Source organism: Nocardia sp. CDC159 (assembly GCF_023740735.1).
In the GTDB taxonomy this organism is placed as follows: Bacteria; Actinomycetota; Actinomycetes; order Mycobacteriales; family Mycobacteriaceae; genus Nocardia; species Nocardia pulmonis.
Map to the genome: position 1 here is coordinate 356,154 of NZ_JAMRXH010000004.1, position 25,712 is coordinate 381,865.

Annotated in this window: 30 protein-coding genes; 15 read left to right on the forward strand and 15 right to left on the reverse strand. The window is 69.1% G+C overall.

What is annotated here, in order from left to right; all coding sequences use genetic code 11:
- Positions 1-57: 57 nt before the first annotated feature.
- Complete coding sequence (locus tag NDR87_RS11625; RefSeq protein ID WP_372494141.1) at positions 58-792, reverse strand: GntR family transcriptional regulator; 735 nt, start codon at positions 790-792, stop codon at positions 58-60.
- Between the two features lie 108 nt (positions 793-900).
- On the opposite strand from NDR87_RS11625, the gene NDR87_RS11630 reads away from it, so the two are divergent.
- A complete protein-coding gene (locus tag NDR87_RS11630) occupies positions 901-1,158 on the forward strand; it encodes a hypothetical protein (RefSeq protein ID WP_251911535.1) in 258 nt (85 codons plus the stop codon).
- Between the two features lie 182 nt (positions 1,159-1,340).
- Here NDR87_RS11630 and NDR87_RS11635 read toward each other — a convergent pair whose 3' ends face one another.
- The gene (locus NDR87_RS11635) at positions 1,341-1,742 is read right to left on the reverse strand and encodes a DUF4440 domain-containing protein (RefSeq protein WP_251911538.1); all 402 of its coding nucleotides are present in this window, start codon (positions 1,740-1,742) and stop codon (positions 1,341-1,343) included.
- A gap of 33 nt (positions 1,743-1,775) precedes the next feature.
- On the opposite strand from NDR87_RS11635, the gene NDR87_RS11640 reads away from it, so the two are divergent.
- The 4 genes from NDR87_RS11640 (at position 1,776) to NDR87_RS11655 (ending at position 5,430) form a co-directional block, all read left to right on the forward strand.
- Complete coding sequence (locus NDR87_RS11640) at positions 1,776-2,228, forward strand: flavodoxin family protein (RefSeq protein ID WP_251911540.1); 453 nt, start codon at positions 1,776-1,778, stop codon at positions 2,226-2,228.
- A gap of 161 nt (positions 2,229-2,389) precedes the next feature.
- The gene (locus tag NDR87_RS11645) at positions 2,390-3,067 is read left to right on the forward strand and encodes a response regulator transcription factor (protein WP_251911543.1); all 678 of its coding nucleotides are present in this window, start codon (positions 2,390-2,392) and stop codon (positions 3,065-3,067) included.
- 151 nt (positions 3,068-3,218) lie between these two features.
- Entirely contained in the window at positions 3,219-4,403 is a 1,185-nt protein-coding gene (locus NDR87_RS11650; protein WP_251911546.1) for a sensor histidine kinase, read from the forward strand.
- Positions 4,390-5,430, forward strand: a complete 1,041-nt coding sequence (locus tag NDR87_RS11655) for a hypothetical protein (protein WP_251911548.1) — start codon at positions 4,390-4,392, stop codon at positions 5,428-5,430. Before NDR87_RS11650 ends, NDR87_RS11655 begins: the two co-directional genes overlap by 14 nt.
- A gap of 4 nt (positions 5,431-5,434) precedes the next feature.
- Here the strand turns inward: NDR87_RS11655 and NDR87_RS11660 are convergent, their stop codons facing one another.
- A complete protein-coding gene (locus tag NDR87_RS11660; protein ID WP_251911550.1) occupies positions 5,435-5,884 on the reverse strand; it encodes a hypothetical protein in 450 nt (149 codons plus the stop codon).
- Between the two features lie 146 nt (positions 5,885-6,030).
- Here NDR87_RS11660 and dapA point away from each other — a divergent pair, with 146 nt between their 5' ends.
- The 3 genes from dapA to NDR87_RS11675 are packed head-to-tail and all read left to right on the forward strand — an operon-like array spanning position 6,031 to position 9,658.
- Entirely contained in the window at positions 6,031-6,939 is a 909-nt protein-coding gene (dapA, locus tag NDR87_RS11665; RefSeq protein WP_251911552.1) for a 4-hydroxy-tetrahydrodipicolinate synthase, read from the forward strand.
- Positions 6,940-6,947: 8 nt separating this feature from the next.
- Positions 6,948-8,978 (forward strand): ribonuclease J, encoded by a 2,031-nt coding sequence (locus NDR87_RS11670; RefSeq protein WP_251911555.1) that lies wholly within the window; start codon positions 6,948-6,950, stop codon positions 8,976-8,978.
- 56 nt (positions 8,979-9,034) lie between these two features.
- Complete coding sequence (locus tag NDR87_RS11675) at positions 9,035-9,658, forward strand: TIGR03085 family metal-binding protein (RefSeq protein WP_251911558.1); 624 nt, start codon at positions 9,035-9,037, stop codon at positions 9,656-9,658.
- Here the strand turns inward: NDR87_RS11675 and NDR87_RS11680 are convergent.
- Positions 9,655-10,476 (reverse strand): SAM-dependent methyltransferase, encoded by an 822-nt coding sequence (locus NDR87_RS11680; protein ID WP_251911561.1) that lies wholly within the window; start codon positions 10,474-10,476, stop codon positions 9,655-9,657. The two genes, NDR87_RS11675 and NDR87_RS11680, sit on opposite strands and share 4 nt — an antisense overlap.
- A 167-nt stretch (positions 10,477-10,643) precedes the next feature.
- On the opposite strand from NDR87_RS11680, the gene NDR87_RS11685 reads away from it, so the two are divergent.
- On the forward strand, positions 10,644-13,235 hold the full coding sequence (locus NDR87_RS11685; protein WP_251911564.1) for a DNA translocase FtsK: 2,592 nt from the start codon (positions 10,644-10,646) through the stop codon (positions 13,233-13,235).
- Here NDR87_RS11685 and NDR87_RS11690 read toward each other — a convergent pair whose 3' ends face one another.
- From NDR87_RS11690 to NDR87_RS11740, 11 genes are all read right to left on the reverse strand, one after another.
- Positions 13,236-13,934 carry a cupin domain-containing protein gene (locus NDR87_RS11690; RefSeq protein WP_251911567.1) on the reverse strand — a complete coding sequence of 233 codons (699 nt, stop codon included), beginning with the start codon at positions 13,932-13,934 and terminating at the stop codon, positions 13,236-13,238.
- 88 nt (positions 13,935-14,022) lie between these two features.
- Positions 14,023-14,721, reverse strand: coding sequence for a cupin domain-containing protein (locus NDR87_RS11695; protein WP_251911570.1), 699 nt, complete (start codon positions 14,719-14,721; stop codon positions 14,023-14,025).
- Between the two features lie 182 nt (positions 14,722-14,903).
- Positions 14,904-15,758 carry an oxaloacetate decarboxylase gene (locus tag NDR87_RS11700; RefSeq protein ID WP_251911573.1) on the reverse strand — a complete coding sequence of 285 codons (855 nt, stop codon included), beginning with the start codon at positions 15,756-15,758 and terminating at the stop codon, positions 14,904-14,906.
- A gap of 271 nt (positions 15,759-16,029) precedes the next feature.
- Positions 16,030-16,449: a TIGR03668 family PPOX class F420-dependent oxidoreductase gene (locus tag NDR87_RS11705; protein ID WP_251911842.1), complete on the reverse strand. Its 420-nt coding sequence runs from the start codon at positions 16,447-16,449 to the stop codon at positions 16,030-16,032.
- A complete protein-coding gene (locus tag NDR87_RS11710) occupies positions 16,449-16,742 on the reverse strand; it encodes a hypothetical protein (protein WP_251911575.1) in 294 nt (97 codons plus the stop codon). The genes NDR87_RS11705 and NDR87_RS11710 overlap by 1 nt, the downstream gene beginning before the upstream one ends.
- Positions 16,743-16,806: 64 nt before the next feature.
- Positions 16,807-17,979: a diguanylate cyclase gene (locus NDR87_RS11715; RefSeq protein ID WP_251911578.1), complete on the reverse strand. Its 1,173-nt coding sequence runs from the start codon at positions 17,977-17,979 to the stop codon at positions 16,807-16,809.
- Between the two features lie 144 nt (positions 17,980-18,123).
- Positions 18,124-18,525: a nuclear transport factor 2 family protein gene (locus NDR87_RS11720; RefSeq protein ID WP_251911843.1), complete on the reverse strand. Its 402-nt coding sequence runs from the start codon at positions 18,523-18,525 to the stop codon at positions 18,124-18,126.
- Positions 18,526-18,567: 42 nt separating this feature from the next.
- The gene (locus NDR87_RS11725; protein WP_251911581.1) at positions 18,568-19,176 is read right to left on the reverse strand and encodes a TenA family protein; all 609 of its coding nucleotides are present in this window, start codon (positions 19,174-19,176) and stop codon (positions 18,568-18,570) included.
- Positions 19,177-19,183: 7 nt separating this feature from the next.
- A complete protein-coding gene (locus NDR87_RS11730; protein WP_251911584.1) occupies positions 19,184-19,408 on the reverse strand; it encodes a hypothetical protein in 225 nt (74 codons plus the stop codon).
- Positions 19,409-19,432: 24 nt separating this feature from the next.
- The gene (locus NDR87_RS11735) at positions 19,433-19,717 is read right to left on the reverse strand and encodes a YciI family protein (protein WP_251911586.1); all 285 of its coding nucleotides are present in this window, start codon (positions 19,715-19,717) and stop codon (positions 19,433-19,435) included.
- A gap of 18 nt (positions 19,718-19,735) precedes the next feature.
- On the reverse strand, positions 19,736-20,353 hold the full coding sequence (locus tag NDR87_RS11740; protein WP_251911589.1) for an amino-acid N-acetyltransferase: 618 nt from the start codon (positions 20,351-20,353) through the stop codon (positions 19,736-19,738).
- Between the two features lie 131 nt (positions 20,354-20,484).
- Between NDR87_RS11740 and pgsA the strand changes: the two genes are divergently transcribed.
- The 6 genes from pgsA to NDR87_RS11770 all read left to right on the forward strand — a co-directional run bounded on the left by pgsA (position 20,485) and on the right by NDR87_RS11770 (position 25,641).
- Positions 20,485-21,147 carry a CDP-diacylglycerol--glycerol-3-phosphate 3-phosphatidyltransferase gene (gene pgsA, locus NDR87_RS11745; protein ID WP_372494142.1) on the forward strand — a complete coding sequence of 221 codons (663 nt, stop codon included), beginning with the start codon at positions 20,485-20,487 and terminating at the stop codon, positions 21,145-21,147.
- Entirely contained in the window at positions 21,144-21,677 is a 534-nt protein-coding gene (locus NDR87_RS11750; protein WP_251911593.1) for a CinA family protein, read from the forward strand. The genes pgsA and NDR87_RS11750 overlap by 4 nt, the downstream gene beginning before the upstream one ends.
- Before the next feature lie 46 nt (positions 21,678-21,723).
- The gene (locus NDR87_RS11755; protein WP_251911605.1) at positions 21,724-22,146 is read left to right on the forward strand and encodes a helix-turn-helix domain-containing protein; all 423 of its coding nucleotides are present in this window, start codon (positions 21,724-21,726) and stop codon (positions 22,144-22,146) included.
- 187 nt (positions 22,147-22,333) lie between these two features.
- The gene (locus NDR87_RS11760) at positions 22,334-23,146 is read left to right on the forward strand and encodes a PspA/IM30 family protein (protein WP_251911607.1); all 813 of its coding nucleotides are present in this window, start codon (positions 22,334-22,336) and stop codon (positions 23,144-23,146) included.
- Positions 23,147-23,866: 720 nt separating this feature from the next.
- Positions 23,867-24,772: a hypothetical protein gene (locus NDR87_RS11765; RefSeq protein WP_251911608.1), complete on the forward strand. Its 906-nt coding sequence runs from the start codon at positions 23,867-23,869 to the stop codon at positions 24,770-24,772.
- Between the two features lie 419 nt (positions 24,773-25,191).
- Positions 25,192-25,641: an SRPBCC family protein gene (locus tag NDR87_RS11770; protein WP_251911609.1), complete on the forward strand. Its 450-nt coding sequence runs from the start codon at positions 25,192-25,194 to the stop codon at positions 25,639-25,641.
- The last annotated feature ends 71 nt before the right edge of the window (positions 25,642-25,712 follow it).

Consider the following 25,712-nt stretch of genomic DNA (forward strand, 5'->3'; position numbering starts at 1 on the left):
GGCGGGAGTCTGATTCGGCGACGCTATCGAGCCGGTGTTGCCGCTCTGTTGCGAAAACTATATATCTTCGCGCGCCTTCGGCTCGGCAAACAGGCCGGTGTCGGTCGGCAGCCCCTCGACCACTGTATTCAATCGAGCATGGTGCTGCTCGGTGATCTTCAGCAACTCGGTGGCATCGCCCGCGAGAAAGGCCGCGAGCTGACGGCTGTGGTCGGCGTGCAGCACGGCGCGCTCGGCGGCGCTCACATGCACCATGGGCTGCACCGGTTCGGTGATGTTCCAGGCGTATTCGAGCATGTGCACCAGGCGGGCCATACCCGACGGGCGGGTGAGGGCGAGGTGGAAGGTGCGGGTCTCGCGGTGGTAGGCGGCCGGGTCGTCGTCGAGGACCGCTCGTTCGAGCCGCGCGTGCGATTCGGTCGCGAGGCGGTGGTCCTCGGGTCCGGCACGGTCGACGGCCGCCGCCAGCGCCACCGACTCCAGCCGCTCCCGCACGACATACAGCTCGCGCAGCTCCCCGGCGGTGAGCCGGGTGACGGTATAGCCGAAGTTCGGGCGGTGCTCGACCAGGCCCTCGCCGATGAGCGTCTGCAGCGATTCGCGCACCGGAATCGCGCTCACCTCGAAGCGCTGGGCGAATTCGCGCAGCGGCAGGCCGGTACCCGGCGGCAGATTGCCCTCCAGGATCAGCCGCCGCAGTTCGGCCAGGATCTCCTGCTGCGAATAGCCGCGCCGCCCGTCCCGGGGCGGGGTGAGCTCGGGCAGCCGCGGCAGGCGTGGTCGGGGAGGCACGCAGGTACCGTAGTACCCGGCGATCAGCGGCCGCCGAAAGCATCGTCCAAGGAATTGGGGGCAGGGCCGGATGCTTATGTTCCGGGTGCGGGCCGCGATCATCGGTGCATGACCCTTCGCAAACTCGCCGCAAGCGGATTGCTGTGTGCCGCATCACTTCTCGTCGCCGCCCCGTTGGCCCAGGCCGACTCCGGCAGCTCCTCGCTGAGCGGCCCGTCGTCGCTGAGCGGCCAGATCAATCCGGCCTGCCTCATCGCCCGGCTGGCGACCCTGTCGGGAGTGCCCCCGACCGGCGCCGACTGCTTCCCGCCCACCATCCCGGTCGCCCGGGTCGATGACGGTCAGGGCGAACTCGCGCTGCGCTGACACCCGTCGCGGCGGCCGCCTCCGAGCGCGGCGGCCGCCGTTCGCATTTTCGGGTCTGTCGTCCACGACTTCGTCATGGTGAATTCGCTGCACGACACCGAGGCGGCGAAAGCGGCCGTGGCCCAGGCGGTTTCGATGCTGCGCCGGGCGCTGCACGAATAGCGGCGCGCCCGGCGGACGATTCAGCCCGCCGCCGCGGTCTCGTGCACCGTGCGCCAGCGTAGGCCGTTGCGCGCCTGCGGATCGGGCAGCAGCAGCGCGGTGGTGAAGCGGGAGGCCGGGCCGTCGGGGCGGTGGTGGATCTCGCGGAAGCGCGCCACCGCGCAATCGTCGGTCCGGTGCAGCACATCGATGTCGACGATGTCGATCTTCAACCCCGGCATCGAGTTGCCCGCCCGCCGCAGGCCCTCCAGCAGCTGCGCGCGCGGCACCACCGCGCCCTGCAACACGACCATGGAGAAGTCGGGGTGCAGCTGGGAACCGAAGCGCTCCAGACCGGCCGCGTCGTTCTCGCCCAGCCAGCTCGCCAGGTCGTCGTGCAGGATGGACACTTCTTCGACGAGCGTGTCGTGATCGATGCTCACTGCCGAAACTCCCTTCTCGTTAGGCTCGACGGCATGGCTCGGTTGCTGATCGTTCATCACACGCCGTCCCCGCATACGCAGGAGATGTTCGAGGCCGTGCTGTCGGGGGCGACCGACCCCGAGATCGAGGGGGTCGAGGTGGTTCGACGGGCGGCGCTGGCCGTCACTGCGAGCGATGTTCTCGAGGCCGACGGTTATCTGCTGGGTACGCCCGCGAATCTTGGCTATATGTCCGGTGCGCTCAAACACGCCTTCGACACGTTCTACTACCCGTGCCTGGACTCCACTCGCGGCCGCCCGTTCGGATACTACATCCACGGTAATCAGGGAACCGAGGGCGCCGAACGGGGGATCGAGACCATTACCACCGGGCTGGGCTGGGAAAAAGCGGCCGCGCCGGTGATCGTCAGCGGCGCGCCGGACAAATCGGCGCGTGAGCGCTGCTGGGAGCTCGGCGGGACGATCGCGGCCCGGTTGATGGTTTGAGCGAATTCCGCCGCACACTGTCCCCCGATTTCTTGTGGCTCACACCTGAGCGCCCGACCCCGGCATACTCGTCAGATAGGTAAGCTCCGGGACCTGCCTGCGCGCGGTCGGAATTCCGGGGCGCAGGGTTCGCGGGAATTTGGGAAGAAGGTGACTGCGCCGTGGAGGCGACACAGCAGGGGACGTCTGGACCGGCCCGGATCGGGCTTGTCGAGGACCACGAGTCCGTCGCGCTCGGTCTGGCCACCATGCTGGCCCCCGAACCCGATCTGGAACTGGTCCTCACCGCGGGTACGGTTGGTGAATTGCTTTCGGCCGCACCGGAATTGGATTTGGTGGTGCTGGATCTGCGGTTGGCCGACGGGTCCACGCCGGAGGACAACGTGCGCGCGCTGCGTGAGCGCGGCCTCGAGGTGTTGGTGTTCACCGGCGCCGACAACCCGTTCCTGGTGCGTTCGGCCGCGCGGGCCGGGGTGCTCGGGGTGGTGCGCAAGTCCGAGGATGTGCAGACCGTGGTCTCGGCCGTGCGCGCGGCGGCCTCGGGCGAACAGGTGGTGACCACCGACTGGGCCGCCGCGATCGACAGCGACCCGCAGCTGTCCGACGTCGGCCTGAGCCCGCGCCAGCAGGAGGTGCTCACGCTCTACGCCTCGGGTGAGAAGGCCTCGCGCGTGGCCCGGCTGACCGGGCTGTCCGAGCAGACCGTCAACGACTATCTGGGACGCATCCGGCAGAAATACGCCGACGCCGGTCGCCCGGCCCCCACCAAGACCGACCTGTACAAACGGGCGGTCGAGGACGGGTGGCTGCCGGTGCCCGAGCGCTCGCCGCGCGTATGAGAGAGCTCGCGATGGGTACGGCCGACAGGGCAGTGCCGGGTAAGGCGCTGTCGTGATTGCCGCCGGTGCGTTGGAGACTCCGCTGTCCCGACCGGGACTGCTACCGCGAATCGCGGCATGGTGGCGAGGTCGGTCTACGGTGGAGCAGGATATGAGCGCGGTGGCGTTCGATCGCATCATCCGGCGGTTGGGACTGTCGGTGGGCATCGGCGGTGTGATCATGGGGCTGGTCGATCTGCCCGAGATCACCCAGCAGAGTCGGCACGCGGCCGAGTGGTGGACACCCGCCGCGGTCGCCTTGATGTTCGGGCTGTTCCCGGTGCTGGCCGCGGTCTCGATCGGCGCTCCCACCCGCTGGATCCGCGCGCTGGCCGGGCTCACCGCGTTGAGTTACCTCGCGGCTCTTGCCACGACGCCCTTCGCACTGCATCCGCACAGCATCGACGCGAATGCGCTGTGGATGTATCGGATGGTGCCGCTGGGCGTGGTGGCCGCGGCCCTGGCATGGTCGCGCCGCTCGGCGATCGGCTATCTCGTGCTGAGTTCGGCGGCCGCGGCGGGGACCAATATCTTCCTGGTCGAGGATTTCACCGCCGCCTCGGCGCTGTCGGCGTTCGCCCGGATCTTCGGGCTGTCGGCGCTGTTCCTGTGGTGCGCGACCTGCGCCCTGGGCGCGGCGGCGCAGGTGGACCGGGAATCGGCGATCGCGAGCCGCCGGGCCGCGGCCGCCGCGGCGGCGGCCGCCCGGGATCACGAGCGCGCCCGGTTCGCCGCGCTCATCCACGACGCCGTGCTGTCCACCCTGCTCGACGCCTCCCGCGGCGGCGAGAGTTCGGAGGTGCTGCGTCGGCAGGCCGAGCGCACCCTCGAACAGCTCGACGAGATTCGCGTGCAGACCCACGAACCCGATGTACTCGACGCGCGCGCCGCGGTCATCTTCCTGAGATCGGCCGTGCACGAGGTGAACCCGAGCGTCCGCTTCGCCACCCGCACGTGGCCCGGATTCGACGATCTGCGCATGCCCGTGCATGTGGCCGCCACCCTGGCGGCGGCGCTCGGCGAGGCGGTGCGCAACAGTCTGCGCCACGCCGCGGTGCCGGGGCGGACGGTGCATCGGACGGTCACCTGCACCATCAGCGCGGGCAGTATCCGGCTCGTCTTCGCCGACGACGGCGCGGGATTCGACGTGCGGCAGGTGTCGGCCGACCGGCTCGGCATCTCGGTGAGCATTCTGGGGCGGATGCGGCAGCTGGCCGGTGGGGCCGGATTCGTGGAATCGCAACCGGGGGAGGGGACCACGGTGACGCTGGTGTGGGGTGGCGATGGTTCGCACTGATCCGATCTCGGATGCCGACGCGCGCTTCGGTTTTCGCGATCTGCTCGGACTGCGCGGCGGGATGGCGTGGCTGTTCCTGGTGATCCTGGAACTGACCATCGTGCTCTACATGCTCGGCAATCTGGAGACCGCGCCGCCGGCCGCGGCGCTGACCGCGCTGGCGGTGCTGGTGACCGCCGGGGCGCTGGTGCTGGTGGTGCCGATCGATCCGTTGCCGCTGACGGTGACCGCGTTCGTGGCGATGTCCGCACCCGTGGCCGCGGCGCTGACCATGTCCTCCATGGGCGTCGACCGCACCCATCACATGCTGTGGACCACCTTCGCCTCGTCCTATGTGCTCGCGGTGCTGGTGCTGCGCGGGCGGATGGGCTGGGCCTGGCTCGGCGTGGGCGGGGTGGCCGGGGTCATCGCGATCTGGGGCGCGCGGATGGGTCAGTCGATCAGCACGATCGTCGCGCCCATCGTGCCGGTCGGCACGGTCGTGGCGATCTCGGTATTCGCGCTGATCATGCGGCCGACCCAGCAGTCGCTGCGCCGCCTGCGCGAGGAGGCGACCATCCGCGCCGCCGCCGAGGCGACCATGGCCGCCGCCGACGGCGAGCGGATCCGGCAGCTGGCCCGGCTCGACCGGGTCGCGCGGCCCATCCTGGAGCGCATCGCCGAGGGTGCGGCGCTCAGCGTCGCCGAACGCGAGGAATGCCGCCTGCTGGAGGCCGAACTGCGCGACGGCCTGCGCGCGCCCCAGCTGGTCACCGACGAGCTCAGCGGGGCGGCCCGCGGCGCCCGGGCCCGCGGCGTCGAGGTGGTACTGCTCGACGACGGCGGCTTCGCCGGTGTCCCCCCGTGGGTCCGTCAGCGCGTGATCGAGGCCGCCACCAGGGAATTGGACGCCGCCAACATCGGCTCGGTCACCGTGCGCGTCCTGCCGCAGGGTCGCCGCGTGCTGGCCACGGTGCTCGCCCATGCGCCGGACCACGACCGGCGCACGGAGATCGATACCGACGGCAACGTCAGGGTGTCGGATTGATCCTTTAGCTGTCGCAGCGGCCCGGCCCGCCCCGGCGCATCTGGTCGCGCAGGGCGCCCTGCACGGCGGTGGACAGCCAGGAGTTGAGGGATTGGCCGCTCTGGGCGGCGGCCTCCTCGGCGCGGGCCTTGATGTTTTCGACCAGGCGCAGGGTGACGCGGCTGATGTCGCCGGTCATTTCCTCGAAGGTGGGGTTGTGCGGTTCGTCGGTGGCGTTGGGGCGGACGTCGACGCGGGCATCGGTGCCGTCCACCGAAACGTGCACGGTGCGGTCGCCGAGGGCCGTGCTGATCTCGGCGGCCAGTTCCGACAGCGCGGCCAGCAGCGTGAGCCGGGCGGCGTTCTCGGTGGCCGCGGCCAGCGCCGCGGCGGTGGCCTGGGTCTTCTCGTCGCCGAGGGCGGCGGCGGCGATCAGGTCCTCGCGCAGCCGGGCGGTGTAGGCGTTCAAATCCATGACACCAGCGTGACGTCATATCTGACATCACGCAACCGGCAAAATGGCGTCACCGGAGTCGTCGCAGGATACCCGGGCATCCACGCCGGTCGATTACACGGACAACGGTTCAACGGCGGTTCTGCGACCGGGTAGCCTTTCCGACCATGACGTACGGTGAATCGACGCGAACCGAGCTGCGCGCGTCCGGCACGGTCGGTGTCGCGATGGTGACCCCCTTTACCGCCGAGGGCAAGCTCGATGTCGAAACCGGCGTCGCCCTGGCTACCAACCTGGTCGACCGCGGCGTCGACCTGCTCGCCATCTCCGGTACCACCGGCGAATCGCCGACCACCACCGAGTCGGAGAAGTTCGACCTGCTGCACGCCGTCGTCGAGGCCGTCGGCTCGCGCGCGACGGTGATCGCCGGGGCCGGAACCTACGACACCGCGCACAGCATCGAACTGGCCCGCAACGCCCAGCGCGCGGGTGCGCACGGTTTGCTGGTCGTGACCCCGTACTACTCGCGCCCCTCGCAGGAGGGCCTGGTCGCACACTTCACCGCGGTCGCCGACGCCACCGATCTGCCCATCACCCTGTACGACATTCCGCCGCGTTCGGTCGTGCCGATCGCCCCGGAGACGCTGCGTCGCCTGGCCGAGCATCCGCGCATCGTCGCGGTCAAGGACGCCAAGGGCGATCTGGGCGCGGGCGCGGAGATCATCGCCGAGACCGGGCTGGACTACTACTCCGGCGACGATGTGCTGAACCTGCCCTGGCTGTCGGTCGGCGCGGTCGGATTCATCAGCGTCATCGGCCATCTCGTGCCGGAGCGGCTGGTCGCGCTGCGCGAGGCCTATCTCGCGGGCGATGTCGTCCGGGCCCGGGACGTCAATGCCTCGATGCTGCCGCTGATGCGCGCGATGGCCCGGGTCGGCGGCGTCTCGCTGATCAAGGGCGCGCTGCGCGTGCTCGGCGTCGAGGTGGGCGCGCCGCGGTTGCCGCAGCTGCTGCCCGATACCGAACAGTTGCATGCGATCATCGCCGATCTGGAAGCGGCGGGAGTGATCGCGTGAGTGAGCCTATGAGTAATGATCCAGTGAACAATCGCCGTGTCCGCAGACGAGCCGCGAGCCGGGCCGCGGGCGCACCCGATCCCGTGCCCCCGATCGAGGTCACCGAACAGGCCAGGGCCGCCGAACGCCACGCGCAACAGACCGCGCGCGAGGCCGAGCAGACCCTGCGGGAGGCCGAGGCCCGCCGCGCGCCGGAGCGCGAATCGGCCGGCCGCGATCGGGGCCAGCCCCGCCGGGAGCCGGAACGTGCCGCGGCACAGTCGGATTCCGGTCGAGGCGATCGCTCCCGTCGGGGTCGCGGTCGCCAGAACGGTCGCGGCCGTGTCGAACCCCAGGCCGAGCCGCAGGCCCCGGCTGCCGATCCGCACGCCCTGCCGCTGCCGCCCGCGCTGCCGCGCAACGGCCTGCGGGTGTTCGCCCTCGGTGGCATCGGCGAAATCGGCCGCAACATGACGGTGTTCGAGTTCGACGGCAAGTTGCTGATCATCGACTGCGGCGTGCTGTTCCCCGAGGATCAACAGCCGGGCGTCGATCTGATCCTGCCCGACTTCCGGCCCATCGAAGACCGGATGGACGATGTCGCCGCGGTCGTGCTGACCCACGGCCACGAGGACCACATCGGCGCGGTGCCGTTCCTGCTGCGCCAGCGCCCCGATATTCCGGTCGTCGGCTCGAAGTTCACCCTCGCGCTGGTCGCCGCCAAATGCCGTGAGCATCGGTTGCAGCCCAAGCTGATCGAGGTCACCGAGGGCGAGAAGACCACGCACGGCCCGTTCGAGTGCGAGTACTTCGCGGTCAACCACTCGATTCCGGACGCCATCGCGGTGGCGGTGCGCACCCCGGCCGGGCTGGCGCTGCACACCGGCGACATCAAACTCGACCAGCTGCCGCTGGACGGTCGCCTCACCGACCTGGCCGGATTCTCCCGCCTCGGCGACGAGGGCGTGGACCTGTTCCTGGTCGACTCGACCAATGCCGAGGTCCCCGGTTTCGTCACCCCCGAACGCGAGATCGGGCCGGTGCTGGACAACGTGATCGGCAAGGCCACCGGCCGCGTCATCGTCGCCTCCTTCGCCAGCCATGTGCACCGCATCCAGCAGGTGGTCGACGTGGCCGAGCGGCACAACCGCCGGGTGTGCTTCGTCGGGCGGTCGATGGTCCGCAATATGCAGATCGCCCAGGATCTGGGCTATCTGAACATTCCCGACGGGCTCGTCGTGGATCTGGATCAGGCGGCCAATCTGCCGGTGCACAAGCTGGTGCTGATCTCCACCGGCTCGCAGGGCGAACCGCTGTCGGCGCTGTCGCGAATGGCCCGCGGCGATCATCGGCAGATCAATATTCGCGCCGACGATCTGGTGGTGCTGGCCTCGTCGCTGATCCCGGGCAACGAGAACGCGGTCTTCGCGGTCGTGAACGGCCTGGCCCGGCTCGGCGCGACCGTGGTGACCCAGCAGAGCGCGAAGGTGCACGTCTCCGGCCACGCCTCGGCCGGTGAGCTGCTCTACCTGTACAACGCGGTGCGGCCCACCAATGCCATGCCGGTGCACGGCGAATGGCGGCATCTGCGGGCCAATGCGGCGCTCGCGGTCGCCACGGGTGTGCCCGAGGATCGCGTGGTGCTGGCCGAGGACGGCGTGGTGGTCGATCTGGTCGACGGCATTGCCTCGATCGTCGGCCGGTATCCGGTCGGCCAGGTCTATGTCGACGGCCTGTCGGTCGGCGACGTCGGCGAGTCCACGCTGTCGGACCGGTTGATCCTGGGCGAGGGCGGTTTCATCGCCATCACCGTCGCCGTGGACGCCGCCACCGGCAAGGCGGTCAGCGCGCCGGAGGTGTCCGGGCGCGGCTTCTCCGACGATCCGGGCGCGCTGGCCGAGGCGCAGGAGCTGGTCGAGGCCGAGCTCATGCGGCTGGCGAGCGAGGGGGTGACCGAAACCCATCGCATCGCGCAGGGCGTGCGGCGGGTGGTCGGGCGCTGGGTGGCCGAGGCCTACCGGCGGCGGCCGATGATCGTTCCGACCGTCATCGGCGTCTGACGCGGGTGTGGCCCGGCCCACAGAGTGGGCCGATTCGGTGCGGTTATTCTCGGGACATGAGTCTGGCCCAGCGAGAGCGTCGTGCCCTGGTCGTGACCATGACAGCGGCCGGTCCGGACGCGCCGACCCTGTGCGGGTCCTGGACCGTTCGCGAGCTGGCCGCGCATCTGGTGGTGCGCGAGCGGCGGCCGGATGCCTCGCCCGGCATCCTGCTGAAACCGCTTGCGGGATATACCGAATCGGTGCAGGCGTCGGTGGCGCGCAAGCCGTTCCCCGACCTGCTCGAGCAGATCCGCACCGGGCCGCCGTGGTGGTCGCCGCTGCGCCCGATCGACGCGGTTGCCAATCTCACCGAGATGTTCGTCCACCACGAGGATGTGCGCCGCGGCCGACCCGGTTGGGAGCCACGGGAGTTGAGCGCCGCGGACGAGGCACGGCTGTGGAATGTGTTGCGCCGCATGGCCAAGATGGCCTACCGCAAGTCGCCGGTGAGTGTGGTGTTGGCGACGCCCGAGGGTGAGCGCGTCACCGCCCACAATGTCGGCGGTGACGCGGTGGTGCTCACCGGTAAGCCCTCGGAGCTCCTCCTGCACGCGTTCGGCCGCAACGAGGTTCGGCTCGAGACCGTCGGATCGGAGGACGGGGTGCGGGCGGTGTTCGCGGCCGATCGCAGCGTCTAGGGCTTGGCGGCCAGGCCCGAGACGATCAGCTGTTCCCACGAGGTGATCTCGCGCGGGCCCGACTCCGGTCGCCACTGCGCGCACGGGACCAGCCCGGGTGGGAGGATGTCGAGTCCGGCGAACAGCTTGGTGATCTCCGAATCGCCGCGCCAGCGGCCGCGTCCCCAGGTGCCCTGTAGCTTCTGCTCGGTCGCGACGGTCTCCTCGTTGTAGCCGGAACGGAAGTGGGCGATGTAGACCCGACTCCCGGACGCGATGCGCTCGACCCAGAACCGGACGATGCCGTACGGGTCCTCGTCGTCGTTGACGAAGCCGAGGACGGCGCTGAACAGCAGGCCGACCGGCTGGTCGAAATCGAGCAGCGACCGGGCGTCGGCATTGTCGTAGATCGACGCGGGGTCGCGGGCGTCGGCGAGGATGACGATGGTCTGCCCATCGGTCGCCATCCTCGCGCGGCCGTGCGCGACCACGATCGGATCGTTGTCGACGTACACCACCCGGGCATCCGGCAGCTCACGCTGCGCGATCTGATGCACGTTGTCCACGGTCGGTAAACCGCAGCCGAAGTCGATGAACTGTCCCACCCCGTCGCGGGCGATCTCCCGGACGGCCCGCTCCACCGCGCGCCGCGCGGTGGTGGCGATCCGCACCGACCCGGGCAGCGCGTCCATGAAGTACTGCCCGATCTCCTGATCGACGGCGTAGTAGTCACGATCCCCGAGCAAATAGCTATAGGTCCGAGCAATACTCGGCTTCGCCTGACCGGCCTTGACGTCTTCGTCGTTCATCTGCACCACACCAGCGTGGGGTTGGGACATGCACATACATGGTAGGAGCCCCCGCGCCGTTCCGGCGCGGTCGCGTGAATTTCGCTGGCTGAGCGGGACGGGGCATACGGTTTCCCGGCGGGGATCACACCGCTGATGTCCCTGGTGTGGGTGTTGCGGATGGTCTCGGTGGGGCGGTTGCGGCTAGCCTGAGGGGCATGGCAGGTAAGTCCCGCGGCAGCGCTACGTCGAGTTCGCGGGCGGGGTCGGCCCGGGGACGGACCCCGGGACGGTCGCGTTCCGGTGGGTCGCGGACCCGGGCGACGCCCCGCGGGCGGGCCGCTCCCGCGCGCCGCCCCGCACCGCGCCGGCAGTCGAACACCGCCCCGCTGGCCGTATTCGGCCGGGGGATCAACAACGGCTGGAATATGCTCGCGCGCGGCATGGGCGCGACGACCCGCACGCTGAGCCGGGCGGGAGAGATCGAGCACGGGCACCGCCGCGATGGAATCGCCCTGGTACTCATCGCCTTCAGCGTCGTCATCGCGGCCGCGGTCTGGCTGTCGGCGGGCGGCCCGGTCGGGCACGCGGTCGACACCGCGGTGCGCTGGATCTCCGGATCCGCCTCGGCCGCATTGCCTTTCGTTGCCACCTTCATCGCGGTCGTGCTCATGCGCACCGAACCGCATCCCGAGATCCGACCCCGGTTGGTGCTGGGCGGATTCCTGCTCGGCTTACCCGCGCTCGGACTGTGGCATATCGGCGCGGGCGCGCCGACCGATCTGCACGGCCGCGCCCACGCCGCTGGATTCGTTGGCTATGTCCTGGGTGGCCCGCTGCGCGACGGCCTGACCTCCTGGCTCGCGGTGCCATTGCTGTTGCTCACCATGGTCTTCGGCCTGCTGCTGGTCACCGGAACCACCGTGCGCGAGGTCCCCGAGCGGCTGCGCCAGCTGTTCGGCACGGCGAGCGGCGGCGACGAATACGACGCCTACGACGGCCAATACGGCCTCTACGACCCGGAAGGCTATGACGCCGACGGTTTCCCGAAGCACCGCACCTCGGCGCGCAAGCGCGGTAAAACACCTCAGGAGAACTATCCGACCGACGAATTCGGCGGCTCCGACGCGGTCACCGAGGTGATCGGCGAGCCGCCGCTGCGTGACGCCAAGGAGATCGTCACCCCCGAACCCGAAAAGCCGGCTCCGAAGCCGAAACCCAAGAAGGCCCCGAAGGTCGTCGACCAGACCCCGGAACCACCGCCGCCCCAGCAACTCGAATTCGTCACCGAACGCGAGGTCGAGGGCGACTACCACCTCCCCCCGCTGTCCCTGCTCGTCGACGGCGACGCGCCCAAGAAGCGCAGCGCCGCCAACGAATCGATGATCGAGGCGATCACCGAGGTGCTGGTGCAGTTCAAGATCGACGCCGCGGTCACCGGCTTCGTGCGCGGCCCGACGGTCACCCGCTACGAGGTCGAACTCGGTCCCGGCGTGAAGGTCGAGAAGATCACCGCGCTGGCCCGCAACATCGCCTACGCCGTGGCGACGGAGAACGTCCGGCTGCTCGCCCCGATCCCGGGCAAGTCGGCCGTCGGCATCGAGGTGCCCAACGCCGACCGCGAACTGGTCCGCCTCGCCGATGTGCTCAAGGCCCCCTCCACCCGAAACGACCACCACCCCTTGGTGATCGGCCTGGGCAAGAACATCGAGGGCGATTTCCTGTCCGCCAACCTGGCGAAGATGCCGCACCTGCTGGTGGCCGGTTCGACCGGTTCGGGCAAGTCGAGCTTCGTGAACTCGATGCTGGTTTCCTTGCTGCAGCGGGCCACGCCCGACGAGGTCCGGATGATCCTCATCGACCCCAAGATGGTGGAACTCACCCCGTACGAGGGCATTCCGCATCTGATCACCCCCATCATCACCCAGCCCAAGAAGGCCGCCGCGGCGCTGGCCTGGCTGGTGGAGGAGATGGAGCAGCGCTATCAGGACATGCAGGCCAGCAAGGTCCGCCACATCGATGACTTCAACAAGAAGGTGAAGTCCGGCCAGATCACCACGCCGCTGGGCAGCGAGCGGGTCTACCGGCCCTATCCCTACATCTTGGCGATCGTCGACGAGCTGGCCGACCTGATGATGACCGCGCCCCGCGACGTCGAGGACGCGATCGTGCGCATCACCCAGAAGGCCCGCGCCGCGGGCATCCATCTGGTGCTGGCCACCCAGCGCCCGTCGGTCGACGTGGTCACCGGTCTGATCAAGACCAATGTCCCCTCCCGCCTCGCCTTCGCCACCTCCTCGCTCACCGACTCCCGCGTCATCCTGGACCAGCCCGGCGCGGAGAAGCTGATCGGCATGGGCGACGGGCTGTTCCTGCCGATGGGCGCCTCCAAGCCGACCCGCCTGCAGGGCGCGTTCATCTCCGACGAGGAGATCGCGGCCGTCGTGGAATTCACCAAGAATCAGGCCGAGCCGGACTACCAGGAGGGCGTCACCGCCGCCAAGGCCGGTGAGGCCAAGGACATCGATCCCGATATCGGCGACGATCTGGACCTGCTGCTGCAGGCCGTCGAGCTCGTGGTGACCTCGCAATTCGGCTCGACCTCGATGCTGCAGCGCAAGCTGCGCGTCGGCTTCGCCAAGGCCGGTCGGCTGATGGACCTGATGGAGACGCGCGGAATCGTCGGTCCCAGTGAGGGTTCCAAGGCGCGCGACGTCCTGGTGAAGCCGGACGAACTGCCCGGGGTGCTGTACTCGATCCGCGGCGGGGGCGACGAGCCGCCGCCCGACACCGGCGACGCGCCGGAGTAGTTAGCGCTTGCGGCCGATCACGACCGGTTTGACCTCGGTCGGGATGGCCGTGAACGCCGACTCCGGCACGCCGAACGCCGCGGCGAGCACATCGCGCGGCATGGCATTGAGCGAGGCCACGATGCCGATGTCGTCGTAGGGTTCGCCCGCGCTGGAATTGAAGATCACCAGCACCTCCAAACCCGCGTCGGCGCGGGCGTTCTCGAAGTAGTGCAGATGGCCCTGCGGGGCGAAGACCAGATCGCCCTGCTCGGCCTCGAAGACGGTGTTGTGATAGGTGCCGTCGGGATGGGTGCCCAGGATCGACCACTTGGCCCGGCCGGAGATGACGAAGTTCAGCTCCCAGGCCGTGGGATGCCAGTGCGGTTCCCGGAAACCGCCGGGGTCGAGATGCACGAAGTACACCGACCCGCGCTGCCCGCCCAGGATCGGGAACGTATGCTCGTTCGCCCCTTGCAAATATCCGCCGTCGAAGCTGGTCCGCGCCGCGCCGGTGAGCTTGAAGAGGTGCTCGGCCCGATCGAGGCGCAGTTCCATATCGCCCTCGCCCGGCAGCGGCGCGGGCTCGGTCGAATTCGCCTTCGCCCCGATCAACCCGCCGCCGACCGCGGCCGCGGCCACCGCCGCCCCACCGAGGACCATGCGCCGATCGATACCCTTGCCGCTCTCGCCCTGCTGCTCAGTCGAATCCTCCGGCATCGGGTGCCCTTTCTGTGCGCCGGGATTTCGTCGGCCGACAACAGCGTGAGCGTACCGCCGCGTCGCCGCGGCACGCGGGAGGCTGGGACTAGCGGCGGCGCCCGATCACCACCGGTTTGATCTCGCCCGGAATCGCGGCGAACACCGCCTCCGGCACGCCGAACGCGGCGGCGAGCACATCGCGCGGCATGGCGTTCAGGGCCGCCACGATGCCGATGTCGTCATAGGGTTCCACCGCACTGGAATTGAAGAACACCAGTACCTCGAGCGGCGCGTCGGTGCGGGCGTTCTCGAAATAGTGCAGATGGCCCTGCGGTGCGAAGACCAGATCGCCCTGCTCGGCCACGAAGGTCACATTGCTGTAGGTCCCGTCGGGATGGGTGCCGAGCACGGTCCACTTCGCACTGCCGGAGATGACGAAATTCAGCTCCCAGGCGGTGGGGTGCCAGTGCGGCTCCCGGAACCCGCCCACCTCCAGGCGCACGAAATACACCGAGCCGTGTTGGCCGCGCAGGATCGGGAAGGTCTCCTCGTCGGCGCCCTGCAGATAGCCCCCGGCGAAGTTCTTCCGCGCGGAGGCGGTGAGCTTGAACAGGTGATCGGCCTGATTGAGGTGGGTGGCCAGATCGCTTTCCGACGGCATCGATGCCGCCGCCGCATTCGCCTTCGCGCCGAGCAGGCCGCCGCCCAGCGCCGCCGCGGCCGCCGCGGCGCCGCCGAATATGGCGCGGCGGTCTATTCCCTTGCCGCCCTGCTCGTCTCCGGGCACGGTGGAACCATCGGTCATCGGTTCTGCTATCCCTCTCTCCTAACGCCGGGATTTCATAAACCGACGACAGCACTGCATGGCATGCGACGAGCGCCCCGGAGCGAATGTCCGGGGCACCCGTGCGCATTGTCGAGCGTCGCGTACCGATCGATATCCAGGGCGTTACCGATCGGCCGGAACCCGCGACGCGGATGGGTATTTCAGGCGGCGAGCCTGACCTTGCGGTTGCGGGCCATATTGCGCTCCAGCATCGATAGCGACGCCGATACGCCGATGCTGGAATCGTCGAATTCCGGCAACCGGCCCTCGTCGGCCCGCAGCTGCGCCAGCGCGTCGTTGATGGCGGTGTGGGCGGCGAACAGGCACGGGGTGGAATAGATGGCCACATTCACGCCCAGGTCCTGCAGTTCGGGCAGCGACAGCCGCGGTGACAAACCCCCGGCGATCTGGTTGAACAGCAGCGGCTTGTCGCCGATGACCTTGCGTACCTTGCGAATCCAGTCCACACTGCGGACGCCGTCGACCAGGAGCACATCCGCATCGGTATCGGCCAGGGCCGCCGCCCGATACAGGATGTCGGACTCCTCGGTGGCGTCGGTACGGGCGACGACCACCAGATCGGAGCGGGTCTGCAGGACCAGGTTCAGCTTCTCCAGATACTCCTCCAGCGGCAGGATCTGCTTGCCGGAGACGTGGCCACAGCGCCGGGGCCGCTTCTGATCCTCGAGAATCACACCGGACGCGCCGATGCGTTCCAGATGCGTGACGACATGGCAGGCGACCTCGGGGTCGACGTAGCCGTCGTCGATGTCCACCAGCAGATGCTGATGCGGGAAGGCCAGCCGGAGGCGCTGCACGAAGTCGACGATGTCCGGCCAGGCGATGAATCCGATATCGGGCAGGCCGTAGTAGGAGGCGGCGAACCCGAAACCCGATACGAACATGCCGCCGAAGTGCTGGGAGGCCAGCGACGCGGAGTACATGTCGTAGATTCCGATGAGCGGGGTGATGTTGTCGTTGCGGATGTCTTGGCGAAGAGCGTTTCCATAACTCATGGCGACTCACCTGTGGAGATTTCTTGAACCCAGGCATGCGACGACAGTGTCGCGCCTGCATTCGGTTTGGACTACCGGATCGAAAAGAACCGGATGCCTGAAAATAACAGTTCCATCTAGTCTCGGTCAATAAGTTGTTCGCATCCGAGTTCCTCGTTGACAGGCGGAACTGCCGCATTCATACTTCCAGCTGGAAGTATGAAATAGACCGTTTTTAAAGCGTCCGATTCACCGGATTTCTTACGATTGTGTTTCCGAATTGTTTCGCCGCTCAATCGGTGTAGGACCAGCCCCGAACGGCATCGACGACTATTCGTACGACCGGTCCCGACGGCGGTGTTCGCCGATACTGCTCGTATTTCGTTGTCAGCCAGTCGATCGCGTTGCGGTGTTCGGTTCCCTCGGTGAAAACCGCTGCCGCACCGTCGAATCGGGCCCACCACAGTCGGGTCCAGTCCTCGTCGTACTCGTCGGCGAGCAGCGAAACCCGTTCGTTCTCGGCGATATTGCGCAGCCGCCGCAGCGCGGTGGTCGTCTTGGGTTTGTGATCCACGGCGATCACCACCACGGGTTCGGTCGGGGCCACGGCGAAGGTGACGGGCACCAGATGCGGCTGTCCGGCCGCGCTCACCGTCGCCAGCCGGGCGACGCGCTGCGCCCGCAGCCTCGCCCAGGACGCCGATCGATCCATCACGCCTGCACCGCGGCGGACTCCCACTCGTTCGGGTGGCCGTGCACCGAGGGGTCGTAGAGGACGACGAAGCGGGACCGCTGCGGAGCGGTGAGCGGGAACATGCCGATGGACAGCTCCTCGGCGGTGTAGGGCGTATCGCTTTTGATCCGAACCCATTTCGGCGTTCTGCCCTGCTGGTAGCCCCACTTCTGGAACACCGCGCACGACGGCTTGGCCGCCATGATCACCGACATCACCGGTAGCGCGTCGAGTTCCTCGACCGACGACACGAACCGTAGGCCCTCACTCATGGATCAAACCTACGACAGTCGGTGACGCGACACATGTTCTTGGGTGCGAACATCCGCCTCGCGCTCAGTGCGGGCGCGGCGTCGTCACGTCGAGCTCGGCCGTCGGCGCGGGCGCGGGCCGCGGGGGAGCGGGCAGATCCGGGCTGCCGTCGGCGATCACAACGGTGTTGCCGCCCAGGCTTTTCGCCCGGTACATCGCGGAGTCGGAGTAGCGCAGCAGCAGGCGGTAGGCGTCCTCGGTGTGACGGAACTCCGGACAGGCGACATCGAGGACGGCCAGGCCGACGCTGGCTGTGATGGTAATGGGCAGGTCGGGCACGGTCTCGATCGCGCGGCGCAGCCGCTCGGCCACCGCGGCCGCCTCGTCGCGCAGGGTGCCGACTATGACGAACTCCTCACCGCCCGTGCGGGCGATGAGGGTGCCGGGATCGGCGGCCGCGCGCAGCTGCCGGGCCGTGCGGACCAGGACCTCGTCGCCGAACTGATGTCCGAAGGTGTCGTTGACGGACTTGAAGCGGTCCAGATCCAGCGTGGCGACGTAGGCCGAGCCCCGCATGCGCCGGTCGATGCGCGACATCAGATACGAATCGAGCCCGCGCCGGTTGAGCAGCCCGGTCAGCGGATCGGACAGGGCGTTGACCCGCAGCAGCCAGTGGCAGAATTGCACGAAGGGCAGGATCACCCCGACCACGACGACCATCACGAGCACGATGTCCAGGCCGAGGGCGAGGTCCTGGCGCCAGTTCTGCGCGGGCGGCCGCGCGGGCAACCGGCCGGTGGCGATCAGGGTGGCCAGCGCCACGCTGGCCAGGACGGACCAGCCGATGTGCAGCGCCAGGATGCGCGGGCCGTGGAACACCGTGACGTATCCGCCCATCGCCATCAGCAGCACGACGCCCAGCACCCCGATGACCCGGTCGTGCACGAGCAGGTCGTTGACGGCCGTATCGATGTCGAAGATCGCGATCCACACCAGCGATTCGCGCTCGCGCGGCCAGGGCAGGAACCACCAGCGCACGGTCCACGCCCCGGCCACGACGGCCTCCACGACTCCCTGGACCATATCCACCGGTCCGCCGATATCGCCCTGGGCGACCGAGGCGAGCACCGCGATCAGCAGCATGACGATTCCGCCCGCGCCGAGCATGAACTTGAACGGGCCCAGCGCGCCGAAGGAGTCCATCGTCTCGACCAGCCAGCGATAGTCGACCCGGTCGCGCCACCAGGTTCGAAACATCGATCGACTGTCGGTCATCGAGTTGCCGCCTCGCGTCGGTTACCGGACTCCAGTGATTGCTGGGGGGTGGCTCGGATCTTTCGGCCTGGCGTACTGGTCGAGATTATGTTGTACCGCGTGTACCACGCAATGTGAAGTCCGACGCTAGGGTCGCAGTTGTTCGACGGCCTCGCGCTGGATGCGCTCGAACTGCGCGCCCATCGCCTCGGCCAGGGCTGAGGCCGCCGACAGCGGGCGGACCATCACCATCAGGTCGTCGATCTTTCCCTCATCGTTCACATGCACGAAATCGCAGCCGGTGAGGCGTTTCCCGGCGACCGTCGCCTCGAAGACCAGGGCGGTGTCGCGGCCGTTGGGATCGGCGATCTCGCGCAGGTAGCGGAAGTCCTCGAACACCCGCATCACCGCGCGCAGGATCGCCGCGGTGATCGCCTTGCCCGGATACGGCTTGAACGCCACCGGGCTGGTGAATACGACATCGTCGGCCAATAGCTGTTCGATCGCCGCCTCGTCACGAGCCTCGACCGCAGCACGGAACGGATGCATCTCCACCTCGCTATGCAACCAGTTGAATATGGTGTCGGCATCCTATCCGGGGACGTCCCAGAAGGCGAGCTCGTGTCGCATGCCCTCGACGAAGAACCGCTCGGCGCGCGCGGGGTCGGCGTCGACCTCGTCGAGCATCTGGGCGCAGCGCCGGGTCAGGGCGGCGAAGCCGGGATCGGCGTAGGTGTCGACCCAGCGGCGATAGCGCGGATCGGCGGGCGGGTGCTGGGCGAGGCGCTGTCCGAGCGTGGAATAGCCCCACATGCAGGGATAGAGCGCGGCCAGCCCGTCGGCATAGTGCGCGGCCGAATCCAGCAGGAAGGCGGTGTAGGCCGCGCACGGACCGCCCTTGCCGGCGGACTCCAGATCGGCGTCGAATTCGGCGGCCAGGCCGCGGTGCAGCGACAGCTCGTCGTGGAAGGTGGCGTGCGCGAGATCGACCAGATCGCCCAGATGGGCGGCCGGGGCCTGCCAGGCGAGCCGGGTGAACACCCGCACGTAGTCGAGCAGGAACAGATAGTCCTGCTCGAGCCAGGACCGGAAGACCGGATCGGGCAGTTCACCACTTGCGATCCCGGCCACGGTCGGATGTTCCAGTTGCCGCTGGACCCATGGGCGGCCGATCTCGTGCAGATGCTGCGAAAGACTCATACGACGATCATCGCGGCCTGCGGGCCTGCAGGGTGAATGTGAACGGAACGCGCTCGCGATGCTCGCGCAGCCGCCATTCGCCGTCCTCACCGCGCACCATGCGGCCGGGCAGCGGGGGCCACGGGGCGCTGTCGTGCTCGACCAGGGCGGTCAGCTCCAGTCCGGCGGCCAGTACGGCCGAAACGATCTCGCCCAGGCCGTGATTCCACTCGTGGATGACCGACTGTCGCATACGGCGGAACCGAGCCGCACCGGATTATTCCGTGAACGCGCCCAGCACCGGCTGCCACTCCACGAATCGCACCGCATCGATGAGCCCGTGCTGCGCGAACGGATCCTGCGCCAGCAGCTTCCCCATCGACTCGCCGTCCTCGGCGCGGAAGACGATCAGCGCGCCCGAGCCGTCCTGATACGGCCCGCTGGTCAGCACGACACCCTGCTCCACCAGGCTCGACAGCCAGCCCCGATGTTCGGGGCGGTGCTCGGCGCGGCGCGCGGCGGTGGCCTCGGAATAGGTGTAGTGGACGGCGAACAGCGCCATGAACGACTCCCGGAACGACTAGAGGGTCAACAGCATTCGAGTATTGCCGAGGGTGTTCGGCTTGACGTAACTGAGGTCCAGGAACTCCGCCACACCGGTGTCGTAGGACCGGCACATCTCGGCGAACACCTCCGCGGTGACCGGTGTGCCCTCGATCTCCACGAAGCCGTGCCGCCCGAAGAACTCGGTCTCGAAGGTGAGCACGAACAGCCGCCGCAGCTCCAGTTCGCGGGCGATGGTGATGAGCTGATCCACGATCAGCCGCCCGATACCCCTGCCCTTCACCTCCGGATGCACGGCCACCGTGCGCACCTCGCCCAGATCGGCCCACAGCACGTGCAGCGCGCCGCAGCCGACCAGCCGCCCGTCCAGTTCGGCCACCCAGAATTCCTGCACCGATTCATAGAGGGTGACCAGATTCTTCTCCAGCAGGATCTTGCCCGCGTAGCGGTCGACCAGGTCCTTGATCTGCTGGACGTCCGAGGTCCGGGCACGTCGCACGATCGGGGTGCTCGTCGCGGCGCTCGCGTCAGGCCCGGAGGCGGCAGCTTGCGTAACCACGGAGGGCCCGTGAGCGTCGCCATCGGGCACGGGCGCGCCGCCGATCGAATCACTGTGTGGTGCCCGTGTTGTCATGGGGTGCACAGTAGTCGGCTTCGGTACCGATAGTCTGGTGGAGTGCCGCACACCCAGCCCGCCCGATCGCCCGTCCGTGACCGGGCCCGCGGCGTGGCCGAAACCGTCGTTGAGGCCGTTGGGGGGTGCCGGTGAGCGTGCAGAGCGACGATATGGACCGCGCCTGGGTGGAGGCCACGAGAGCGCCGGCGAATCTGGTGCCCGCCGCGGCGGCGCGGACGGTGGAGCCCTCGGCCGTACCACTGATGAATATCGCCAACATCCTGACGGTGCTGCGCATCCTGATCGTGCCGCTGTTCCTGCTGGCGCTGTTCGCTGCGGGCGGCCACGACACCGGCTGGCGGCTCGGCGCGACCGCGCTGTTCGCCGCGGCCGCCATCACCGATCGCATCGATGGGCAGTTGGCCCGCAAATACGGCCTGGTCACCGATTTCGGCAAACTCGCCGATCCGATCGCGGACAAGGCGCTGATCGGCGCGGCGCTGATCGGACTGTCGACACTGGGCGATCTGGCCTGGTGGATCACGCTGGTCATCTGCGCGCGCGAGATCGGGGTGACGCTGCTGCGGCTGGTCGTGGTGCGCCGCGGCGTGATTCCGGCCGGGCGGGGTGGCAAGCTCAAGACCCTGGTGCAGTCGCTGGCGATCGGTGTGCTGCTGCTGCCGCTGTCGGGGATGTTCGAGACCGCTGGGCATTTGCTCATGTACCTGGCGGTCGCGCTGACCGTGGTCACCGGGCTGGATTACGTCGTGCAGGCGGCCCGATTGTGGTCGGGACCGGTCAAGCGGTCATGACCGATCCGCTGGCCGCGGCCGTTCCCGCGACGGAGCTCGTGGCACTGCTGCGGGCCGGTGGGACCACCGTGGCCACCGCGGAGTCGCTGACCGCGGGTCTGCTGGCGGCGACCATCGCGGGCGTGCCCGGCGCGAGCACGGTGCTGCGCGGCGGACTGATCGTCTACGCCACCGACCTCAAGCACAGCCTGGCGAGGGTGAGCGAACACACACTGGCCCTCGACGGGCCGGTCGCGGCGAGTACCGCCGAACAGCTGGCGGTGGGCGCGCGCACGGTCTGCGGGGCCGACCTCGGCGTCGGCCTGACCGGCGTCGCGGGCCCCGATCCGCAGGACGGACACCCCGTCGGCACCGTCTACCTGGGCCTGGCCGGGCGCGACGGCACCGAGGTGATGCGGTTGAAACTGGCGGGGGACCGGTGGACGATCAGGTTGGCGGCGGTGCGCGCGGCCGTCACCGAGATGATCCGGAGTCTCGGCGGCAGCCGGGCTCCGGACGCCGCGGTCGGGAACCAACCAGGCGCCCTGTGACGTTGTCACTGCATACGCTCGGTCCGGAGAACGTGAGGAGAACGAGATGACGCTGCTGCGAGAGGCAATAGGGGAAAGTCTGCGGCGCGCTCGGGTCGCCCAGAGCCGGACCCTGCGGGAGGTGTCGACCTCGGCCCGGGTGAGCCTGGGCTATCTGTCCGAGGTCGAGCGCGGCCGCAAGGAGGCCTCCAGCGAGCTGCTGGCCGCCATCTGCCAGGCGCTCGAGGTGCCGCTGTCGCAGGTGCTGATCGATGTCGGTGAGGCCATGGCCGGTGCCGACGGTCAGACCGCGCGCCGCGAGCCGGTCGCCGCCGACCGGCGGGTCGCGGTTCCGGCCGAGGCCGAGCCCGTGCCCGCCACCGATGCCGCCCCGGCGACCATGTCGGCGCTCGCCTCCATCGCCGAGGACACCCGGATCGTCATCCCGGCGCCCGGCGCGAAGAGGTTGGTGCTGGTTCAGGCGAAATGACCACCGCGGGCAACGCTGTACGACGGAGCGGAAACGGATAGATTCTCTATAAGCGTTGATAGCCGACGGGTTTGCCGTTCGGATCTCGGCGCACAGGATAGACAGAGGGACACCGAGGGTGCGTGACGGTCGCGCACTACAGTCGCGTACATGAGCGCGACGCGTCAGATGGAGGCGGGATCAATCGATGGCTAATCCGTTCGTCAAGGCCTGGAAGTACCTCATGGCCCTCTTCGATTCCAAGATCGAGGAGCACGCGGATCCGAAGGTCCAGATTCAGCAGGCTATCGAGGAAGCCCAGCGCCAGCATCAGGCCCTCTCGCAGCAGGCCGCGTCGGTCATCGGCAACCAGCGTCAGCTGGAGATGAAGCTGAACCGCCAGCTCGACGAGGTCGAGAAGCTCAATGCCAATGCGCGCCAGGCGGTCATGCTGGCCGATCAGGCGACCCAGGCGGGCGATACCGAGAAGGCGATCCAGTACACCAACGCCGCCGAGGCCTTCGCCGCGCAGCTGGTCACCGCCGAGCAGTCCGTCGAGGATCTGAAGGTGCTGCACGATCAGTCGCTGCAGGCCGCCGCCCAGGCCAAGAAGGCCGTCGAGCAGAACGCGATGCTGTTGCAGCAGAAGGTGGCCGAGCGCACCAAGCTGCTGAGCCAGCTCGAGCAGGCCAAGATGCAGGAGCAGGTGTCGGCCTCGCTGCAGCAGATGGACTCCACCCTGTCCGCACCCGGCACCACCCCGAGCCTGGACGCGGTGCGCGAGAAGATCGAGCGCCGCTACGCCAACGCCCTCGGCGCCGCCGAACTCGCGCAGAACACGGTGCAGGGCCGCATGATGGAGGTCCAGCAGGCCAGCATCCAGATGGCCGGGCACAACCGCCTCGAGCAGATCCGCGCCTCCATGCGCGGCGACGCCCTGCCCTCGGGCGATGCCCAGCAGGCCATCCCGAACCCGGCCGCGCAGCCCCAGATCAACAAGGGCCAGGCCGCCCAGCAGTAACGCTCGACCGCAGGACCGCTCTCGAAAGGCCTTGGTGTGATGGGGAAATCGCGGACACACCCGGAGTCCGCGACCACCCGCGCCCGCCGCCCCACCGCCCCCGCACCCCAGCCCCAACCGGCTGCACCCCGCCCGAGCTGGAAGTCGCTGTTCCCCACCGGCTTCCGTCCGCGGCCCGAGCCCATGTCCCCCGTGGATGACGGCATCCCTCCGCCCGAGCCGACCGGCGGCACCGACTCGCCCGTCCTCGAATCCGCGCATCCGCGACCCGCGGACCATCGGGGCACCCCGGCCCACCCCGACTCGACGTCCCGCCCGGCCACACCCGCGGGCCGGGATGCCGGCCCGCGGGCTACGACAACGAAGCGCTTCGGGCGGAAATCCTCGGCTGCGCCGACCGATTCGGCCAGCGCCGGACCTTGCCCGGAAACCACGACAGCACAGACGCGGCCGCACGGCTCGGCAGGCGGGCGGACGGGGCTGGAAGGTGCGCGGCCACAGGTGGATCCGGCGGATGGCGGCGCCCGACGGGATCCTGCCACGGGATGGGCCCGGCCGCGGAAGGATGCGGCAAATAACGGACCGCTGCGGGAGACGGAACAGGCGCGGCCGCGGGGTTCGGCGGATGGGCGTGCGGGTCGGAAGTCTGCATGGTCGCGGGGGGATTCGGCGGATGGTCCTATCCCGGGGGATCCTGCCGGGGCGCGGTCACGAGGTTCGATGGCCGATCGCTCCGGGGCCGGGGCGGGTTCGGCCGGGCGGCGCTCGTCGGGGTCGCGGGGTGGGCGCGTTGCGGGGCGGATCGTGCGGGACGTGTTGGGGGACAAGGGGGTCGAGGGGGATCCCATCGAGCAGGCGCGGCGGGTTTCCGAGGGGCTGCGGGAGGTGGGGGAGCATGCGCTGCACGCGGTGCGGAAGTGGGCCGATCCGCGGGAGCGGGAGTTGCGACGGCGGCGGCGGGTGCGGCGGCGGAGCCTGCGGTTGGGGGCCGCGTCGGGGATCACCGCGTTGGGGACCGCGGGGCTGGTGTTGATTTCGGCTCCCGCGTGGGCCGTGCTGGTCGTGGGGAGTGGGGCGGCGGCGCTGGTGACGGGCGCGGCGGTGACCACCCGGCGATATCTGGAACTGCGGCGCAATCCGTTGCCGGACGCGGCGTTCGTGCCGCGGAAGCTGCCCCCGGCCCGGTCGGCGGCGCGTGCCCCGATCGCGCGGCTGGTGCGCGCCGAACGCGCGCTGCACACCCTCGGCCGCCAGATCGCCCGCGGCGGCAGGCTGCCCGACGACGATCTGATCGACACCCTGGAGACCGCCGAATCGGGCGCGGCCGCCCTGCACGCCCTGGCCGCCGACGTCGTCGCCATGGAGACCGCGATCGATGTGGTGGCGCAGGTGAACTCGATCTCCGGCCCGGGCCTGGCCGACCACGTCCGCATTTCGGTCGACCGACTCGATGCCGGCGTCGTCGAATACGAACAGCTCGTCGCCGCCGCGAGCCGCATTTTGGCCGTCCCCGAAAGCCCGGCGTTGCCCGACGATTTCGGCTGGGCCCTCGCGGGCCTGCGCGACGCCGCGGACCGCCTCGACGGCTGGGCCCAGGCCCTCACCGACCTCGCCGACCGGCCCTGACCCCGCAGCGGTACCCACACCAAAGGGAATCCTCGCCCCGCCCGGCTCTGCGTCCTCCGACGCCGGTGGGCCCGCCGTGCGGCGGGGCACCTGTGCACCGGCCCTCCCGCCTCGTCGAACCGCGAGATCTTCGCGCCGGTCCCTCGATATCACTCATCGCCACCCGCATGCCCGCCGTGTCGCAACCGCTCCTGTGAACGTCACGGCCTAGCCCGCCAACGGGCACGGTCCCCCGCTCACCGAACCGGGAGGTCCCGGCGCAAGAGCATCACCTCGGCGAAACGGCACCTCGCACACCGACGCTTCCCCACACCCCACGGCTACTGTGGAAGGCAGGGCGGCAATCGTCGAGTCCGTTTGGCCGATTCCGCGCCGGGTATGTCGGAGCAGCCGGATCCCCTGAGCGAAGGTGTGGGCGCGTGGCATTCGAAGCCGAGATCACCGTGGACGCGACTCCCGAGGAAGTTTTCGCCGTGCTGTCCGACGGCTGGTTGTACGGATTGTGGGTGGTCGGCGCGTCGCATATTCGCGACGTGGACAAGGATTGGCCCGCGGTGGGTTCCCGCATCCACCACAGCGTCGGGCCGTGGCCGCTGACCCGTCAGGACGTCACGACCGTCCGCGCGGTCGAACCGCCGCATCTGCTCGAACTCGATGCCCGGCTGTGGCCGGTGGGCGCGGCGCGCATCCGGCTGGAACTCACCGGCCGTGGCGCCAACACCGTCGTCCGGATGCACGAATACGTCTGTCGCGGCCCCGGCAAGGTGTTGCCGGTGGACCTGCAGCAGCTGCTGCTGGTGCCGCGCAATACCGAATCGCTGCACCGGCTGGGCGATATCGCCGTGGGGCGGGCCCGCCCGCGGCGGTGATCGGCCGACGGAGCTTCGCCCGGTGCGGGTGTGCCGCGCAGGGCCCGGACGAAGGTCTCCGTCGGCCTGCC

Excerpts from the sequence above, each read along its gene's own strand:
- NDR87_RS11630 (WP_251911535.1), top strand. The coding sequence starts at position 901 with ATGACCCTTCGCAAACTCGCCGCAAGCGGATTGCTGTGTGCCGCATCA.
- NDR87_RS11640 (WP_251911540.1), top strand. The coding sequence starts at position 1,776 with ATGGCTCGGTTGCTGATCGTTCATCACACGCCGTCCCCGCATACGCAG.
- NDR87_RS11650 (WP_251911546.1), top strand. The coding sequence starts at position 3,219 with ATGAGCGCGGTGGCGTTCGATCGCATCATCCGGCGGTTGGGACTGTCG.
- NDR87_RS11655 (WP_251911548.1), top strand. The coding sequence starts at position 4,390 with ATGGTTCGCACTGATCCGATCTCGGATGCCGACGCGCGCTTCGGTTTT.
- NDR87_RS11660 (WP_251911550.1), bottom strand. The coding sequence starts at position 5,884 with ATGGATTTGAACGCCTACACCGCCCGGCTGCGCGAGGACCTGATCGCC.
- dapA (WP_251911552.1), top strand. The coding sequence starts at position 6,031 with ATGACGTACGGTGAATCGACGCGAACCGAGCTGCGCGCGTCCGGCACG.
- NDR87_RS11670 (WP_251911555.1), top strand. The coding sequence starts at position 6,948 with ATGAGTAATGATCCAGTGAACAATCGCCGTGTCCGCAGACGAGCCGCG.
- NDR87_RS11675 (WP_251911558.1), top strand. The coding sequence starts at position 9,035 with ATGAGTCTGGCCCAGCGAGAGCGTCGTGCCCTGGTCGTGACCATGACA.
- NDR87_RS11680 (WP_251911561.1), bottom strand. The coding sequence starts at position 10,476 with ATGTCCCAACCCCACGCTGGTGTGGTGCAGATGAACGACGAAGACGTC.
- NDR87_RS11685 (WP_251911564.1), top strand. The coding sequence starts at position 10,644 with ATGGCAGGTAAGTCCCGCGGCAGCGCTACGTCGAGTTCGCGGGCGGGG.
- NDR87_RS11690 (WP_251911567.1), bottom strand. The coding sequence starts at position 13,934 with ATGCCGGAGGATTCGACTGAGCAGCAGGGCGAGAGCGGCAAGGGTATC.
- NDR87_RS11695 (WP_251911570.1), bottom strand. The coding sequence starts at position 14,721 with ATGACCGATGGTTCCACCGTGCCCGGAGACGAGCAGGGCGGCAAGGGA.
- NDR87_RS11700 (WP_251911573.1), bottom strand. The coding sequence starts at position 15,758 with ATGAGTTATGGAAACGCTCTTCGCCAAGACATCCGCAACGACAACATC.
- NDR87_RS11705 (WP_251911842.1), bottom strand. The coding sequence starts at position 16,449 with ATGGATCGATCGGCGTCCTGGGCGAGGCTGCGGGCGCAGCGCGTCGCC.
- NDR87_RS11710 (WP_251911575.1), bottom strand. The coding sequence starts at position 16,742 with ATGAGTGAGGGCCTACGGTTCGTGTCGTCGGTCGAGGAACTCGACGCG.
- NDR87_RS11715 (WP_251911578.1), bottom strand. The coding sequence starts at position 17,979 with ATGTTTCGAACCTGGTGGCGCGACCGGGTCGACTATCGCTGGCTGGTC.
- NDR87_RS11720 (WP_251911843.1), bottom strand. The coding sequence starts at position 18,525 with ATGCATCCGTTCCGTGCTGCGGTCGAGGCTCGTGACGAGGCGGCGATC.
- NDR87_RS11725 (WP_251911581.1), bottom strand. The coding sequence starts at position 19,176 with ATGAGTCTTTCGCAGCATCTGCACGAGATCGGCCGCCCATGGGTCCAG.
- NDR87_RS11730 (WP_251911584.1), bottom strand. The coding sequence starts at position 19,408 with ATGCGACAGTCGGTCATCCACGAGTGGAATCACGGCCTGGGCGAGATC.
- NDR87_RS11735 (WP_251911586.1), bottom strand. The coding sequence starts at position 19,717 with ATGGCGCTGTTCGCCGTCCACTACACCTATTCCGAGGCCACCGCCGCG.
- NDR87_RS11740 (WP_251911589.1), bottom strand. The coding sequence starts at position 20,353 with ATGACAACACGGGCACCACACAGTGATTCGATCGGCGGCGCGCCCGTG.
- NDR87_RS11750 (WP_251911593.1), top strand. The coding sequence starts at position 21,144 with ATGACCGATCCGCTGGCCGCGGCCGTTCCCGCGACGGAGCTCGTGGCA.
- NDR87_RS11755 (WP_251911605.1), top strand. The coding sequence starts at position 21,724 with ATGACGCTGCTGCGAGAGGCAATAGGGGAAAGTCTGCGGCGCGCTCGG.
- NDR87_RS11760 (WP_251911607.1), top strand. The coding sequence starts at position 22,334 with ATGGCTAATCCGTTCGTCAAGGCCTGGAAGTACCTCATGGCCCTCTTC.
- NDR87_RS11765 (WP_251911608.1), top strand. The coding sequence starts at position 23,867 with ATGGCCGATCGCTCCGGGGCCGGGGCGGGTTCGGCCGGGCGGCGCTCG.